The organism is Paenibacillus sp. JCM 10914 (assembly GCF_001315105.1).
Classification (GTDB): domain Bacteria; phylum Bacillota; class Bacilli; order Paenibacillales; family Paenibacillaceae; genus Paenibacillus_AQ.
The window spans coordinates 1-15,439 of sequence record NZ_BAZR01000022.1 but is presented as its reverse complement, the minus strand read 5'-3'; the positions used below and the strand labels follow the sequence as shown (position 1 = coordinate 15,439).

Annotated in this window: 14 protein-coding genes and 3 pseudogenes; 5 read left to right on the top strand and 12 right to left on the bottom strand. The window is 50.5% G+C overall.

The window, feature by feature from the left end; genetic code table 11:
• Positions 1 to 56 precede the first annotated feature (56 nt).
• A complete protein-coding gene (locus JCM10914_RS20080; protein WP_052019880.1) occupies positions 57 to 635 on the bottom strand; it encodes a helix-turn-helix domain-containing protein in 579 nt (192 codons plus the stop codon).
• A 297-nt stretch (positions 636 to 932) separates the two neighbouring features.
• Between JCM10914_RS20080 and JCM10914_RS29005 the strand changes: the two genes are divergently transcribed.
• Together JCM10914_RS29005 and JCM10914_RS20075 are read left to right on the top strand one after the other, a co-directional pair.
• A complete protein-coding gene (locus JCM10914_RS29005; protein ID WP_023964046.1) occupies positions 933 to 1,088 on the top strand; it encodes a hypothetical protein in 156 nt (51 codons plus the stop codon).
• Positions 1,085 to 2,632: a recombinase family protein gene (locus JCM10914_RS20075; RefSeq protein ID WP_023964045.1), complete on the top strand. Its 1,548-nt coding sequence runs from the start codon at positions 1,085 to 1,087 to the stop codon at positions 2,630 to 2,632. Before JCM10914_RS29005 ends, JCM10914_RS20075 begins: the two co-directional genes overlap by 4 nt.
• Here JCM10914_RS20075 and rlmD read toward each other — a convergent pair.
• The 4 genes and pseudogenes from rlmD to JCM10914_RS20055 all read right to left on the bottom strand — a co-directional run bounded on the left by rlmD (position 2,629) and on the right by JCM10914_RS20055 (position 6,433).
• A pseudogene (gene rlmD, locus JCM10914_RS20070) lies at positions 2,629 to 4,201 on the bottom strand (23S rRNA (uracil(1939)-C(5))-methyltransferase RlmD). The gene JCM10914_RS20075 and the pseudogene rlmD sit on opposite strands and share 4 nt — an antisense overlap.
• 281 nt (positions 4,202 to 4,482) lie before the next feature.
• Positions 4,483 to 5,363 (bottom strand): annotated as a pseudogene (locus JCM10914_RS20065) (diacylglycerol kinase).
• An 18-nt stretch (positions 5,364 to 5,381) separates the two neighbouring features.
• A pseudogene (locus JCM10914_RS20060) lies at positions 5,382 to 6,141 on the bottom strand (sirohydrochlorin chelatase).
• A 1-nt stretch (position 6,142) separates the two neighbouring features.
• A complete protein-coding gene (locus JCM10914_RS20055) occupies positions 6,143 to 6,433 on the bottom strand; it encodes a YerC/YecD family TrpR-related protein (RefSeq protein WP_023964038.1) in 291 nt (96 codons plus the stop codon).
• A 290-nt stretch (positions 6,434 to 6,723) separates the two neighbouring features.
• On the opposite strand from JCM10914_RS20055, the gene JCM10914_RS20050 reads away from it, so the two are divergent.
• Positions 6,724 to 7,317 carry a hypothetical protein gene (locus JCM10914_RS20050; protein ID WP_036719231.1) on the top strand — a complete coding sequence of 198 codons (594 nt, stop codon included), beginning with the start codon at positions 6,724 to 6,726 and terminating at the stop codon, positions 7,315 to 7,317.
• 90 nt (positions 7,318 to 7,407) lie between these two features.
• Here the strand turns inward: JCM10914_RS20050 and corA are convergent, their stop codons facing one another.
• From corA to JCM10914_RS20030, 4 genes are all read right to left on the bottom strand, one after another.
• Entirely contained in the window at positions 7,408 to 8,367 is a 960-nt protein-coding gene (gene corA, locus JCM10914_RS20045; protein WP_023964036.1) for a magnesium/cobalt transporter CorA, read from the bottom strand.
• A 108-nt stretch (positions 8,368 to 8,475) separates the two neighbouring features.
• The gene (locus JCM10914_RS20040; RefSeq protein ID WP_023964035.1) at positions 8,476 to 9,465 is read right to left on the bottom strand and encodes an inorganic phosphate transporter; all 990 of its coding nucleotides are present in this window, start codon (positions 9,463 to 9,465) and stop codon (positions 8,476 to 8,478) included.
• 14 nt (positions 9,466 to 9,479) lie between these two features.
• Entirely contained in the window at positions 9,480 to 10,091 is a 612-nt protein-coding gene (locus JCM10914_RS20035; RefSeq protein ID WP_023964034.1) for a DUF47 domain-containing protein, read from the bottom strand.
• A 226-nt stretch (positions 10,092 to 10,317) separates the two neighbouring features.
• Positions 10,318 to 11,448, bottom strand: a complete 1,131-nt coding sequence (locus JCM10914_RS20030) for a DUF3048 domain-containing protein (protein WP_023964033.1) — start codon at positions 11,446 to 11,448, stop codon at positions 10,318 to 10,320.
• 471 nt (positions 11,449 to 11,919) lie between these two features.
• On the opposite strand from JCM10914_RS20030, the gene JCM10914_RS20025 reads away from it, so the two are divergent.
• The gene (locus JCM10914_RS20025) at positions 11,920 to 12,462 is read left to right on the top strand and encodes a DoxX family protein (RefSeq protein ID WP_023964032.1); all 543 of its coding nucleotides are present in this window, start codon (positions 11,920 to 11,922) and stop codon (positions 12,460 to 12,462) included.
• Positions 12,463 to 12,523: 61 nt separating this feature from the next.
• On the opposite strand, the gene JCM10914_RS20020 is transcribed toward JCM10914_RS20025, so the two are convergent.
• Complete coding sequence (locus JCM10914_RS20020; RefSeq protein ID WP_023964031.1) at positions 12,524 to 13,507, bottom strand: methyl-accepting chemotaxis protein; 984 nt, start codon at positions 13,505 to 13,507, stop codon at positions 12,524 to 12,526.
• Positions 13,508 to 13,515: 8 nt separating this feature from the next.
• A complete protein-coding gene (locus JCM10914_RS20015) occupies positions 13,516 to 13,995 on the bottom strand; it encodes a methyl-accepting chemotaxis protein (RefSeq protein ID WP_023964030.1) in 480 nt (159 codons plus the stop codon).
• Positions 13,996 to 14,163: 168 nt separating this feature from the next.
• On the opposite strand from JCM10914_RS20015, the gene JCM10914_RS20010 reads away from it, so the two are divergent.
• A complete protein-coding gene (locus JCM10914_RS20010; protein ID WP_023964029.1) occupies positions 14,164 to 15,072 on the top strand; it encodes a PIG-L deacetylase family protein in 909 nt (302 codons plus the stop codon).
• Positions 15,073 to 15,151: 79 nt separating this feature from the next.
• On the opposite strand, the gene JCM10914_RS20005 is transcribed toward JCM10914_RS20010, so the two are convergent.
• Positions 15,152 to 15,439 (bottom strand): hypothetical protein (locus JCM10914_RS20005; RefSeq protein WP_036719227.1); only part of this gene is annotated, 288 nt, incomplete at its 5' end.

Genomic DNA, 15,439 nt, shown 5'->3' with positions numbered 1-15,439 from the left:
AGAAGAAATGGCTTGCGCTTACGATCGGCTTTAATAAGACAACATTCTATGTTGGATTATTGAAGTCGATTTTCTTTAGATTTAACGTAAATGTTCTTCCATTCATCATCGAGATTGACTTCGGTTGGTTCTTCTTTGTTTGGTTCTTCTTTAATGACTAGTTCTTCTTTATGTCCACTTACGTTGCATAGGGTAATGTCCGTTATCGTTTCGTTACTTGTCAATGAATCTTGACTACGTATTGGGTGCGACTGTCTACCATCTCTTACAATAGTAGGTTTGACATTAATCCGCGTCGTATCATCCCTTTCACGTCCCATAAGCACACCGCAAGCCTTGTTAACTCGATATACTGACCGTTTACTAAATCCGTGTCCCTTCCAAGAACGTTCCAGAAGTGGCGAACCATCTTCCATCGTAATCTTTAACAGTCTTCCAACGCGTACATTAGCGGCTTGTCTCGTCACTCCCATTAAATCTGCAAGCGTTTCCTGTGTCGGATAGCAAACGCCGTCTTCGTCCATGAATGCCGCAATAGCACACAAGGTCGCCCACCCGTTAGCACCTAGCGTTGATATTAGACCCGCTTCCCTAATTGCCAATACGTCAACCTTAAAAAAAATTCTTCTGTTCATTTTACATCGTCTCCCTTGGCTGAATCATCGCTGCTCTGTCACTATGACTGAATCACGTAAACATATGTCGTAAAGGGACTATCGTTTGTGACGCCGAATGTCTTCATTTCTTGACATTTGTTCAATTGCGTTTCAACACTCCGAGGTGCATTGTCGGCAATTCTTTACATTGGGATGATACGCAGCAGCATCGTCAGCTTTGGTAGACAGCGTGAAATTAATCGGAAGCGGACGTGTCACAAATCGAATTATTACCGCGACATAAGGCGCAACCAAAACAACAAGAGGTTGTGTAATATGAAAATCGAAAGAACGTTTATCGGAACCGTTAAGCTTGAAGATATGCTGATCGCTTTACTTAGGAATCAAATTGACAGCTTAATATCAACTATGTACGATGAAAAAAGGGTAAATGCCATTCCTTCTATTTCGGAAGGGGCGGCAAAACAATGAAGTGTGCCATATATGCTAGAGTCAGCACAAAGAGAGAAGAACAAAAAAGCAGCTTAATGAACCAAATTGCTTTAGCTGAGAATATTGCAAGAGAAAACGGCTTCGAGGTCGTAGAACGGTACCTTGACAACGGAATAAGTGGCGCAGGTGTAAAAAATCGTGCAGAAATTCAGCGACTAATTGAAGACGCTAAGAAAAAGAAATTTGACGTAATAATTACAAAGTCAGTTTCACGCTTCGGAAGAAATACGCTTAACAGTCTTCAAATGGCAGATCAATTAGAACGCATACCAGTACGCCTTATTTTGCCCGAGGACAATTACGATACGGCTACAAGTTCTAGTCGCTTTATGTTCAACCTTAAGGCAATCTTGGCAGAAGAAGAGAACGCTAAGTTATCCGCACGTATTAAGTACGGTTTACAGTCTAGCGCTTTGAAAGGTACACGTCGTGTTTCGGTTCCTGCATATGGGTACACAATTAACGAAGCAACGAATGCCTATGAAGTAGACGAGAAAACCGCACCGATAGTACGTGAGATTTATAGTCTGTACTTACAGAAAGGTCGGGGAATGTTCACGATAAGCAATTACTTGATGCGCAGAAACATTCCGACCCCGCGGGCTAGCGCTGGCATTTCAAATGCAGGAACCAAATGGAAACAAAGTACGATTAAAGATATTTTATCCAATCCTGTATACACGGGGAATCTTGTATATCGGCGTCAAGAAACGACGGGAACGCTTGCGGAATCGGAACTATATAAAATTCGTCGTAAGGTTGATGCAGATAAGCAAATTATTATCGAAAACGCACATCCTGCGCTAGTTTCAGAAGAGGATTTTGAATCGGTTCAAAAACTCATGCGAAAAAAGGGGAAGAGTAAAAGCAACGGTAAAGAAAGTCTGTTTTCCTATATCGTTGTTTGTCCTGATTGCGGTAGTGGTATGCACTTCAAGCCCGATAGACGAAAAGGCGCATATGTTTGCGGCGGATATGTAAAGTATACGTCTAGCTACTGTTCATCACACATAATCGCGGAAAAAGAATTGCTACAAACTGTTAGGGAAGACTTATCTGCGTTGGTTAAGGATAATGTCAATATGGAAAAGCTATACGATTTCGCCAATGAAAAAACGCATTCGGTTCAGGCTAATACTAAAAAGGAATTAGCGCTAATTGACAAAGAATTAGCCCAAACAGATAGACGCTTCGACGAACTGTTAACTCTAAAAGTTGATGGTACGGTTACGCCAGAGCAATTCAAGCGACAAAACGAACGAATCGTACAGCAACAACAAGAATTAGCGAATAAAAAAGCTGAACTAATCGTTTTACTTGAAGCACGGCAAGACCTATCTGAACAATTGCACGTATTCAAAAAAGAAGTAGAACGGTTCTCGACCCTTGATATTGGTGATGTGCAGGTCATGAAACACGTTCTACAAAGGTTAATACAAAAAATTGAAGTGTTCGAAGGTGGAAAAATTATGATTCACTATAACTTATCCAACCCTCTTTCACAGAACCAAGATATAGTCTAATCGGCTGTATCTTTTCTTTCAAGTCTTACTGTACACTCCACATGCACCGTATGGGGAAACATATCCACCGGTGTCACTTCCACCGTCCTATACCCACCATCCTCGAGAATCCTCAAATCCCTTGCCAGAGTGGAGGGATTACAACTCACATACACTACCCGCTCCGGCTTCATCTCCAGAATCGTCTCCAAGAGACGCGGATCGCAGCCTTTGCGCGGCGGATCAACCACAATCACATCCGCCTCAATCCCCTGCTCTTTCCACGCTGGTATAACATTCTCTGACGCTCCAACCTCAAACGTTACGTTATCCATCCCATTCAATTCCGCATTCGCCCGCGCATCCTCAATCGCTTCTTTCACGATCTCGACACCATACACCTTCTTGGCGTGCTGCGCCAAGAATAAGGATATCGTCCCGATGCCGCAATAAGCCATCAATCACCGTCTCATTACCAGTTAATCCCGCGTACTCCACCGTCTTACCATACAACACTTCCGTCTGTGCCGGGTTCACCTGATAAAAAGAACGCGCTGATATCGCAAACTTCACATCACCAATATAATCATGGATGACTTCACGTCCCCACAGGACACGGGTGACATCTCCGAAAATCACATTCGTGTTACGGGTATTCACGTTCTGACAGATGCTGACCACGGCAGGCAGCTCTTCACGGATCGCGGAGATCCATTCATCCACCCTAGGAATTCTGTCCCCGTTCGTAACAAGCACGATCATCATCTCACCAGTAGTGAATCCAATCTTCACCACCACATGACGCAGCAAACCCTTGCCTGTCTCTTCATCATAAGCAGTAATACCGAGACGTCGCCCGATCTCCTTCACCTGTCTGACAACAACGTCGTTCTGCTCGTGTTGGATGAGGCAAGCGTCCATATCGACGATGCGGTGACTGCCGCGGGCGTAGAAACCTCCTACGAGTCCCCCCTCAATAACACCGATTGGAACCTGCGACTTATTGCGGTAACGCCAAGGGTCGCTCATGCCGAGTGTCGGACGAACGAGAATTCCGTGCTCACCACCAGCGTTGGCTCCCTTCTCCCCATTACCTGCTTGAACACCCACATGCTGTTCGCCATCTACTCCATCTGCCATACCCTGACTCTCGCCACCTACATACCCCTCACCAGCCACCACCCGCAGCTTCCCAATCCGCTCCAGGTTGTCCACCACCAGCTGCCGCTTCCACGCCAACTGTGCCGCATAGTCCATATGCTGCAGCTGGCAGCCGCCGCATTGGTCGTAGATTGGGCACGGGGCAGCAATGCGGCTCGGGCTTGGCTCGACCAGTTCCAGCAGTTTGGCGTAGCCATACTGCTTCTTGGTCTTAAGCACCTTGACCCGGACCTTCTCGCCCGGCAGAGCCCCTTGCACGAACAGGGTATAGCCGTCGGCCCGGCCTACCCCTTCTCCGTCATGGTTCATGCCGATGATGTCGATCTGGACTTCATCGTTCTTCTCGACCGGCAGGCCGGCGATGGCCGCTGAGGTGGTCTTCGGCTTGCTCTGGCGGCGTCCGTCACGTCCGCTTCGGTTCTTCTTCATGATGTGCTGTTCACTTCTTTCCTTTAACACGGTTATTCATACCGTACAATTATATTGATCTAACTCTATATCCAGAGGAGCATTTCTTTGGAATCATTGTACTCCCTTGTCTGCTGCATCTCATTCTTTCGTTCAACTCATCTATATCCTTACCATCATTACCATCAGCTTGTCCTAACAACAACAAAAAGCTCCCCAAGGGAGCCTGTCGCTTCTGACATTCATCACCTGAAGCTCCGTCATCATTATACGGGAGCTTCAGGTCTTATTCAATCATAGGATCAACCAAAAATCCTTAAATGCTGCGGTAAAATCCGGAACGTGCCCGGCAATACGCCGCCGTACTCGCCATCCAGGTTCAACTGGACCTGGCCTGGGGAGGTGACCTCCATGTAATCGGTGCGGAAATGCAGCACCCGCTTATCATGGATATGCTCTCCCCGCAGGGCGAGCGTGGCGACGCGTACTAACTCCGCCAAGTTGCATTTGCGGAGCGCGATGACGTCGAACTGGCCGTCATCCATGCTTGCACCCGGCGCCAGCTTATCGAAGCCGCCGACCGAGTTGCTGTTGGCGATGAGGAACAGCATGAATTCATCATGGATGACATTCTTGCCATTCGCCCGAATGATCAGCTCCTGCGGCGCGAGGCTGACCATCTTCTCGATGCCCTTCAGATAATACGCGAGCTGTCCGATCATCGTCTTCAGCTTGCTTGGAACCTCATACGTCAGCTCCGTCAGCGTACCGCCGCCCGCGATATTAATGAAGTAACGGTCATTCGCCTTGCCCACGTCGATCGCGCGCGTCTCACCGCGGATGACAAGGTCGCAATACTCTTCCCAGTTCTTGGATATGCCAAGCGCACGTGCAAAATCATTCGTTGTACCTAGCGGGAAAATGCCGAGCGGCGGAAGATGATCTCTGCCCGCCATTCCGTTTATGACTTCATTGAGCGTACCATCCCCGCCAGCAGCAATGACAAGATCATACCCCCGCTCAACCGCATCTGCAGCCTCGCGGGTCGCATCCCCCTCCCGGTTGTTGCATGGCAGGAGGTTTCAATACCGGCACTGTCAAGCCGATGCAGTATATCAGCCAAACGACGCTTCATTTCCTCTCGCCCGGAGGTCGGGTTATAAATTAACCTTGCATTTCTCATTAACGATACGCCACCTACTTATGATTTCAAGGATTGAAGAAGACGCTTCGCCTGCGACTCCATCCACTGCGGCAGCAGCGGATGCGGCAACAGCGTTCTGCCCGAATAACGACAAGATAGCCCCGCCAGCCGATCCGGTATCACGTTCTCCGTAAAATACCCTTCACTCAAAAAAAGCGGAGCCACGATCACTTCGCGGCCACGCTCTAACCATGCTGTCACTTTGTCCCGCACATCGCCGGGACTCAGCAAGGCATAATCTGCGCTTGTACCGCTAACTTCGCTAACTCGCCTTGCCAATGACATTATACCCTTTTCCCAGCGATGGCGAAACAGATCATGCTTGCTTCCATGTCCGACGAGTAGAATAACCTCCCGCGCCGTCCGTAGATAATGCTCTTACTTTGTCCCACACCATGGCAGCAATCGTCGGATCATCGTCCATCGGGGAACCGAAATGAACCCGAGCCTGAACCTGAAACGGTCCAAGATCGGTCTCCATGTCCGGAACCGGCTTCGCTCCTATAGCATAAGCGATTTCATCCATATGTGTGCTGCCGGACGAGACAAATAACGGAATGACCACAATGTCAGTGACACCCTGGTCCTCCAATGTCGTGATCCCGTCCTGAATCAGACGGCCCTCTACCAATTCAAGATAGGAAGCCACAACAGGTATGTCCATGCGGGATGCCAGCTGCTGGACGGCCTCGTCCACCAGCGACACCCACCCCTTCTCTCGCGAGCCGTGGCTAATCACCAGTACGCCGGGCTTCATCTTAACGTCCCAGTCGCTCCAGCGTCAGCTTGTACCCATCATTGCCGTAGTTCAGGCAACGCTTCACACGCGATATCGTAGCGGTGCTTGCTCCCGTCTCTGCTTCAATCTGGTTGTATGTGGAGCCCTTGCCCAGCATGCGTGCAACTTCAAGCCGCTGCGACAAAGACTGAATTTCGTTCACGGTGCACAGGTCGTCGAAGAATACGTAGCATTCCTCCACATCCTTCAGCGTTAGAATCGCTTCGAATAACTGATCGATACTTTTATCATTTAACTTCTTTAACTGCACTGGATGATCATCCCCTATTGTTACTGTGTATAAAACACTCGCATTCCCATTGTACCCGAGCGGATATGGTCTTTTCAAGCATTAACGGTTTCACGCACTACAGGACGACCACGTCTTACCGGCGAGCATCCCTTATACAGCCTTCGATTCCAATCATTAAGCGCCGGTTTAAATCTTCCTGGCATTCGCCCGATTCCGCTCCTATCCCGAAAATCGGGTGAAACGCCTAAACCCATCGCCCGCCCGTATCATACAGTATAGTATCTTAACTTACAAAGGAAAGTGATATCATGTCTGGTCATTCTCACTATCATCATCGCCGACCCACCTCCCATCGTTCGCTAAGTGAGTCATTGCCGCAGGAGGCATCACCTTATCCGGGCATCACGCCATACAGCGAGGTGGATGCAGCCGCTTCATATCCATACACCGATACCCCAGATATCGAAGTTCTGTCTGGATCCGAACTCGAGGCTTCGGCTTCAGCTCTGGCACCAGCCAACAACTCGGGTGGCGGGGGGCTGGCAGGTCTCCTTGGCGGAGGCGGCAGCGGAGGTGGAATAGGTAAGCTTCTCGGTGGGCTCGGCGTCAATAACATCAGCGATCTCAAGGGCATCATAGACCGTATGGGTGGCATCGACGGGCTCGTGAACAACATCGGCAAGGTTCAGAAGGTCATGCAAGGCTTCCAGCAGTTAGCCCCGATGGTGTCTCTGCTCGCTGGCGCGTTCAGCAAGAAGAAGAAAAACGGTGGCTCCAGTACGGCTTACACCGACCAGAACGACGGCTATGAATATAGACCGCGCAGGCGGCGTGCAAGAGGCAAGCGACGCTCCGGCTCACGAAGACCGACAGGCTCGGCCAAGGGCAGACGCCGCCGCTGATCCTAAAGTGAAATACGGGCAGCCCATACATGACGCAACAAAAGGCTCCGGCTGCTCTTTGAGCGGCTGGGGCCTTATTTTTCTTACATTCTACTTAAACCATCCTCTGCGCATAAACCACATCACCATTCCGCCCCCAAGCAGAAACATCAACCCCAGCACCACGAAATACCCCAAGGGCCACTGCAGCTCCGGCATGTTCACGAAGTTCATCCCATAGATCCCGGCAATCAGCGTAAGCGGCATGAAGATCGTCGTAATCACCGTCAAGGTCTTCATGATCGTATTCATCCGATTCGAGTTGACCGAGATATAACTGTCCCGCAGATCCGCCGTCATCTCCCGATCCGCCTCAATCATATCCGCCAGCTTCAACAGATGATCATAGATATTGGAAAAATACGCCTGATGCGCGTGCTGCTCCATATGCTGCGAATGGACGATCCGGTAGAGCAGATCCCGCATAGGTACGACCGTCCGCCGCAGGCGAAGCAGTCTGGAACGCAAAGCGAAGACTTGATTCATCAGATCCTCGACCGAATCCTTCTCCCCGCGGCTCTCCAGCTCCGCCAGTTCGTCTTCAATCGCGAACAAGCTTGGGAAATACTGATCCACCAGCTTGTCGATAATCGTATATGCCGTGAAGCTGGGACCGTCTTCTCCAAGCGGTTCTTTGCGGACGACCGAAGTCACACGCTCCCAGGCATCGTCTAATTCAGGCAGATCATGTTGATGGAAGGAGACCACGAAGGAGGGCGAAAGGAACAGATTCACCTCGACCGCGTGCAGTGTGTCCGGCTGAAGCGCATGCAAGACAACGAATTTGATCTCCTCGTCGTAATAATCCAGCTTCGGCCGCTGCAGAACGTGCAGGCAGTCTTCCACCGCCAGCGGATGAAAATGAAAATAATGATCCAGATACGCCGCTTCTTCCGGCGTTGGCTCGCTGAAATCCGCCCAGATCCAAGCATATTCCTCCATCCGGATGTCCTGAAGCGGCAGCCCGATAACAGCTTCATGGTCATGTGTGATCGCGAGCGTGCGAATCATGTACGGACACCTCTCCTTCCCTTCATCTCCATCCTATTATCGGCAAAACCAATAAAAAAAGCCAATCAATAACAGATTGGCCCACAACTATCCATACTCTATGTGTAATTAGAACAGAATCATAAATATAATACCTGCCAGCACTGCCGTAATCGGAATGGTAATGAACCAGGTCACCACGATTCGTCCTGCCAGCGACCATTTCACGGCAGAGAAGCGTTTCGCTGAGCCTACACCGAGAATAGCCGAGGTAATGGCGTGCGTCGTACTAATCGGCAAGTGAAGCAACGTTGCCGAGAAAATAACCGATGCGGCCGAGAAGTCGGCGGCGAAGCCGTTGATCGGCTCGATTTTGAATATTTTCGTACCCATCGTCTTGATGATCTTCCATCCACCCACGGATGTTCCAAGCGCCATCGCCGTTGCGGCAGACAGCTTAACCCAGAAGGGAACTTCCATCTCCGATAGTTGACCGGAGGTCACGAGCGCGAACGTGATAATCCCCATCGCTTTCTGAGCATCGTTGGTACCGTGCGTGAAGGATTGCAACGCTGCCGTAAAAATCTGCATCGTACGGAAGCCTTTGTTCACCGTATGCGGACTGCGCTTCGCAAAGATGACTTTCAGCAACTGCATCACCAGATAACCGATCACAAACGCGATAATCGGTGAGAGAATGAGTGCAAGTACGATATCCTTAAATCCGCCGTAATTCAGCATCTCGCTGCCTGCACCGACAAATACCGCGCCCGCCAAAGCTCCGATCAGAGCATGCGACGAGGAAGACGGCAATCCGAACCACCAAGTCACCAGGTTCCAGATAATCGCGGCTAACAGCGTAGCGATAACAATAGGTATGCCGTTCTCCAGCTTCGCGGGGTCTGCTATGCTGCCGCCAATCGTCTTGGCTACGCCCGTGAACATCATCGCACCGATGAAGTTCATGCTGGCTGCCAGCAGAATCGCGACGCGCGGCTTTAACGCCCGGGTCGATACCGACGTTGCGATTGCATTCGCCGTGTCGTGAAACCCGTTGATAAAGTCAAACGCGAGCGCCAGAAATACAACAATAACCAACACTAACATCGTTGTTTCCATATGTCAGGACCCCTCTACGAATTACGCATGATGATGGATTCCAGCATATTCGCCACGTCTTCGCAGGTGTCCGTGGTCGTCTCGAGACGTTCGTATATTTCCTTCTTCTTGATCAGGAGAATCGGATCGCTTACCGATGCGAACAGCTCCTTGATACTGATGCGAAGCAGCTCGTCCCCTTGGTTCTCCAGATCGTTCAAGCGGATCGTGTACTCACGAATCGCCAGCAGTTTCTTCTGAGAGAGCAAATGAATGGCTTTCTGAATTTCATAAGCGGATTGACGCAAAATTTCTGCAAACTGCACCATATACTCGTCAGGTTTCCCTAATTGATACATGTAGAAACGGGATGCGGTGGCTTCCAGCCCGTCCATTACGTCATCCATACTGGTTATCAAAGCCATGATGTCATCGCGTTCGATCGGCGTGATAAACGTTTTGTTGAGTTCAATGATGACGGTATGGGTATACGTGTCACACTGAGACTCGAACTTCTTCATTTCATTGGCAAATTCAAGCACATCTTGAAGATTGGAAACGTGCTGCGAAAAATAATCTGCGGCTTGTACCACCGTGTCGGCCATATTCTCCAACGTTTGAAAGAATATATCCTTTTTCTTCTTCATTCTTAACCCCTTCTTTTCCGATAAAATTGCCACGAACGCTTTGCAATGACGGTGTGGTTTGACAACCTTGACTATCTTATCACATCCATCGCAGGGTGTGTATATATAAGTAACACTCAAATTTGTGAGAAAATAGCAAAGAAGGCGACCTTTGGACTTACAGCCTACGCCTCTTTGCCTATTAACATCTCCCTATCGTGGCGGATTATCCGGACTCTATCAACATTTACGGGTTCGTAATCGTAACGTGGCTTTCGAACGACGGGGCGTTCGGCACAATATTGAAGTACGTCTTGCCCGGCACGAGCTGCACTTCCTGACCATCCTTCACGAACCGAATCGCATCGCCCGCAGCCCGTACCCATTGCCCACGGATCACCTGCCCGCGCTGGAACAGCATCGCTTCTCCGCCTGCTTCCACGTTCACCGCAAGTCGCCCCACGTCATCCAGCACCTTATGGTCAGCCCCGAGCACGATCACATTCGCCGCTTCGAGCTGCACGTTGTCATTCGGATCGATATGAGGCGAGCCGTTCATGGAACGTTTATACGTATTAGTAGAAGCATCATAGACATACCCCACGACATAACTGTCTAGCAAAAATTTGATGTCTACGTTCGTTGCAGCTTCTCCAGCGGCATCGCCATCCGTGCCAGATCCACCGGCTTCCTCGCCGCTAACCTCCACGCTCTCCGGATAGAAGGTATACTGCGGAACCGTTACCTCCGTGTTATAGTTGTGCTTGGCCGCGGCTTCACGCAGCTTCTCGTCACTCGCATACAGATTATGCGGGGCCTTGCGGTCACTCGCCCTGAAGAAATAGGCGCCCGCATTTCCGATCTCATCCAGGTCGTGCTTGCGCTGGCTCTGAATGATCGAATACGCCTCCGGGCTGCCGCCTGCGTGTACAAGCACGCCGCCGTAGCTTTCGCCAAGGTTGATCAGGTACGGACGGATACTGCGTATCGGTCCGATCTTTTCAATTCCGCTCTGGCTCTGGTAAATCCCGATAAACCGCGTAATGCCTCCTTCCGCTAGCACCTCGTACACGATATCCGCTTGACCCAGACCCGACTGTGGCCGTGCGGCTGGTGCGTTATTGATCATGATCGCAAGCGGACGCTGCGTCACCGGCTCCTCTATCGGCAATCCCGTTAAAGGTGCTGTATATGGAAAAGAAGCGTTATCCTGCGGCTCTTCCGTTGGAGCCTCGATCGGAGCCTCCACCTCGCTTGGCGGAGATACTTCTGCCTGCTTGTCCCCATTGCAAGCCGACAGTGCGATTACGGCTGAGACCGCTAGCAGGCCCGTGCCCGTCCTCCAGATCGCTGTCTTCAATAGATCGTTGAATCCCATTCGTGTTTCCCCCTATAGACCACAATACTTATTACCCAAATTTTGCATTCAACCTGTCTGTAATTTCCAGACGCCGACAAGAGACATTTGTTTTACATTTAATCACAAATTTCGCGCTTTGTCTGTATAATTTAGCCATTCTATAGGAGATGCGATGCTAGATCATCGTCTTGAACATAGACTTCAGAATCGCCGGTCAATATGTTGCTGTTCACATATGCTGCTTTCCGAGGCCATCTCATTCGGCGAGTTCGGTTCGCGGTTATCCTTCACTTATATCGACCGCAGCGCCCAAAATTTCAATGTTCACAGATTTGTGATTTTTATCACATTTATTGTGAAATTTTTCACTTATAATAAAGACATAGGAAAGGTGATCACTTTCACAGCAATAACGCAACACATCAGGTCAGACATCAACGTAACGTTTACAACTTAACAAAATATAAAATTCACTAAGGAGTGGTTAATATGTTTAACAACTGGCTGAGAACGAACAAATGGGCAATGTGGTTTCTAACCTTCATTCGGGTCTACATCGGGTACGAGTGGATGGTCGCAGGCTGGGGCAAGTTAACGGGGGGCTTTGATGCTGGAGGGTACTTGCAAGGCGCCATCGCCAAGGCGAGTGGCGATCACCCGGCCGTACAGGGCTGGTGGGCTGTATTCCTTGAAAATGTAGCACTGCCAGGGGTCAACGTCTTCAACTTCATCGTCCCGCTCGGCGAATTCCTCGTCGGCGTCGGCTTGATCCTCGGTACCTTCACCACCTTCGCAGCCCTCATGGGCCTGGTGATGAACGCGGCGTTCCTCTTCTCGGGTACGGTGAGCACCAACGCTCAGATGCTGCTGCTGGAAGTGCTGATCATTGTCGCTGCTGCCAATGCCGGTAAGATCGGTCTGGACCGGTGGGTGCTTCCTTACCTGCGGGGCCTGTGGAACCAATGGACGAACAAGAGCACCAGAGGCGACGGTACGACGCCGAACAACACATGGAAGAAACAAACCACCTAATTTCTAGCACCAATAAAAAGGCGATGCAGAATCTTCTCTGCATCGCCTTTTTTCTATACTATTACCGTTTGGTCACCAGCTCGTTCAGCAGCAGGCGCTGCTCTTCCAGTTCCTTGAAGTTGCTGGCGATTTTGCTGATCCGATCGTTCTGGTCCTCTATCGAGGAGAACACTTCTTCGATCGATGCGCTGCTCTGCTGAGTGACGGCCGTCACGGAAGCGACCTCGTCCAGCACGGATTTGGAGGATAAGCGCAGCTCCTCGGATGACTTCTCTGCATCCGCGGTTCGGCCCAGGATCTCGTTCATGCTGACCATGATCTCCTTGAAGATCTCGTCTGCGCGTGTCGATACCTTGCGGCTGTTGTTCATCATCTCATGGCCTTTATAGATTTGCTCGGTCACGCTGACCGTCTTGCGCTGAATCTCGCCCAGGATATGGGCAATCTCCTGAGTGGAGGTATAGGAGTTCTCTGCCAGCTTCCTCACTTCACCGGCAACCACGGCAAAACCTCTGCCCTGCTCCCCTGCCCTCGCCGCCTCGATGGCTGCATTCAAGGCGAGGAGATTCGTCTGCGAGGAAATATCGGTAATCGCTTCGACAATGACGCTGATCTGTTGGTTCTGCTCATTCAATTCGTTCATCAGATTGACGGTGATGTCGATAATCTGCCGGATCTGATCGATCTCGCCGACAAGCGTCTCCATCTGTTCGTTCCCTTCGGTCGTGATGGTGGACGTATTGCTGGACAACTGATGCATGTCTTTGGCGATCGTGTCCACGGACTGCACGAGCTGATCGATATTCGATAACGATTGGTTCATCTCCACCATGCTGGAGGACTGCGCGTCCACGCCGTGCGACATATCCGAGAACGTGCGCGTCAGCTCGATGGATATCTGATTGGTTGAAGCGATATTGTCCTGCAAATTCTGGCCGAACCGGTTGAGTACCTGCAGCGATCCCTGCACTTGCTCCAGCAATTGCTCGGTGTGCTGTTTGGCCTCCACCGCCTCGGCCGTTCGCCGTTCATTCTCAGCAACCATCGCCCGTCCTAGTCTGGCCTGTACGCCAGAATCAAGGTCACAAGCCCGAGAAACAGATTGAAGGTCAGAAGGGCATCCAATTTGTAAACAGCGAACATCGTATCGGGGTAGATGGCATAGAACACATTCGTCAGAATAACCCCGATCAAGCCGGACAACAGGATCGCTCTGGCGTTGTTATACAACGTAATCAAGGCGAGACTATAATAAACCAGTAAATAAGTGGTAAGTGTATGGGTGGAATAAATAATGAGGAACGACAGGATTCCTAGCGCGAGCACCACCAAATATTGAATGTAGCGCGAGAATAGTCTTTTCCAGGACAGCACGGTGATCAGTCCAATGATGACGATTCCGGTGCTTAACAAAATCATAATTTTGTCGATCGATTGCCCTGTTGCGATCTCCACGATGAGTCCAAGCGCCAGCGAGAACCACAACAGCTTGGATAGCAGCTTATTGCGCTGCTGGAGCATTTCCATGTTCATGTTTCCTTTCAGCCTCCCGTCATTAATAAACAACACAAATATATATATCGGGTAAAGGAAAGCGTTTCACTAGAGGAAAATGATAATCCGGTGTCGAATTTTGGAATAATGCACCAATCAATTATGGTTATGGTCATTTAGCACAGATACCAACTAGGGGGACATCACATGGAAGTTATCAACAGAATGCCGCGGAGCAACCGCAGCAGGGGAAGACGAAAGAACAGATGGGTCAAGGTGGTCGGCTCCATCGCCATCCTCGTGCTTGTCATCTTGCTAGCGGGAATCGGATTCCTGAACGTATATATCAACGATCGGTCGATTGACGTCGGGTCCACGCTCATTGCCGATCAGGATGAACAGCGCTTGCTGGTCGTGTTCGCCCATCCCGACGATGAAGTCGTCGTGGCGGGTACGCTCAGTAAATTGAGCAAGCAGGGCGTCGATATTACGTTGGTCTATTTAACGCGGGGCGAAGCCGGCCCTACCGGCGATATCGTGGAACGGGGTCAGCTCGGAGCAAAGCGGACGCAGGAAGTCGAGCATATCGCGGACATCCTGGGAGTATCCGGTCTTGAAGTATTCGACTTCCCCGACGGTGGGTTGGTCGATACGGATGAAGAAGAGATCAAAGGGGTTATTCGTGATATGATCGCCAAGTATTCCCCTTCTACCATACTGACGACCGATGATAAAGTCGGCTTGTATGGACATATGGATCATCTGTTGGCGGGCAAATATGTACGAGAGGTCTTTAATGAGGATCGCGAGCAGGAAGATTTCACGGCGAACCGCTTGTTTTTTGCCACCTTGCCGCAGCCGATGATCGATACCGCCCTCAAAATATCGCAGACGTTCAAGGAGCGATACCCAACCGAACCGGGCGCGGGTCTGCCTAAGCCGACACTGGCGATCAAGATGCCGTCCGAAGCTGGCGTGAAGAACAAGGTCATCCTTGCCCACGAGACCCAGTGGCAGGTCATGAACGACGTGCAGCCACTGTACGACAAGCTGCCACCGTTCATCTATTATCGAATCTTCGATCGGGAGTATTACACACTGATTGAGAGTCGGTAAATCTCAGCGCCCCTGATGCCGGGGAATATGAACTGGAATGATAAAAAGGCAGCCCGGCTGGGCTGCCTTTTTTTATGCGTTATTTTGCGTAACCTAGCACTATACCGCGAATGCGGTCCTTCGTCATCGTTCCGAACAGCCGGGTGTCTGCACTGCGAAACCAATCGTCCCGCACGATGTAAACCAACAAGTCCCTCTCAGGGACTTGCTGCACTCCGGCGGCGCGAATTCGCTCCCACAAGTCCCTCTCAGGGACTTGCTGCGACTCCAGCGGCGCGATTTCGCTCGCACAAGTCCCTCTCAGGGACTTGTTGCGCTCCGGCGGCGCTTTTTCCCTCACACAAGTCCTTCTCAGGGACTTGCTGCG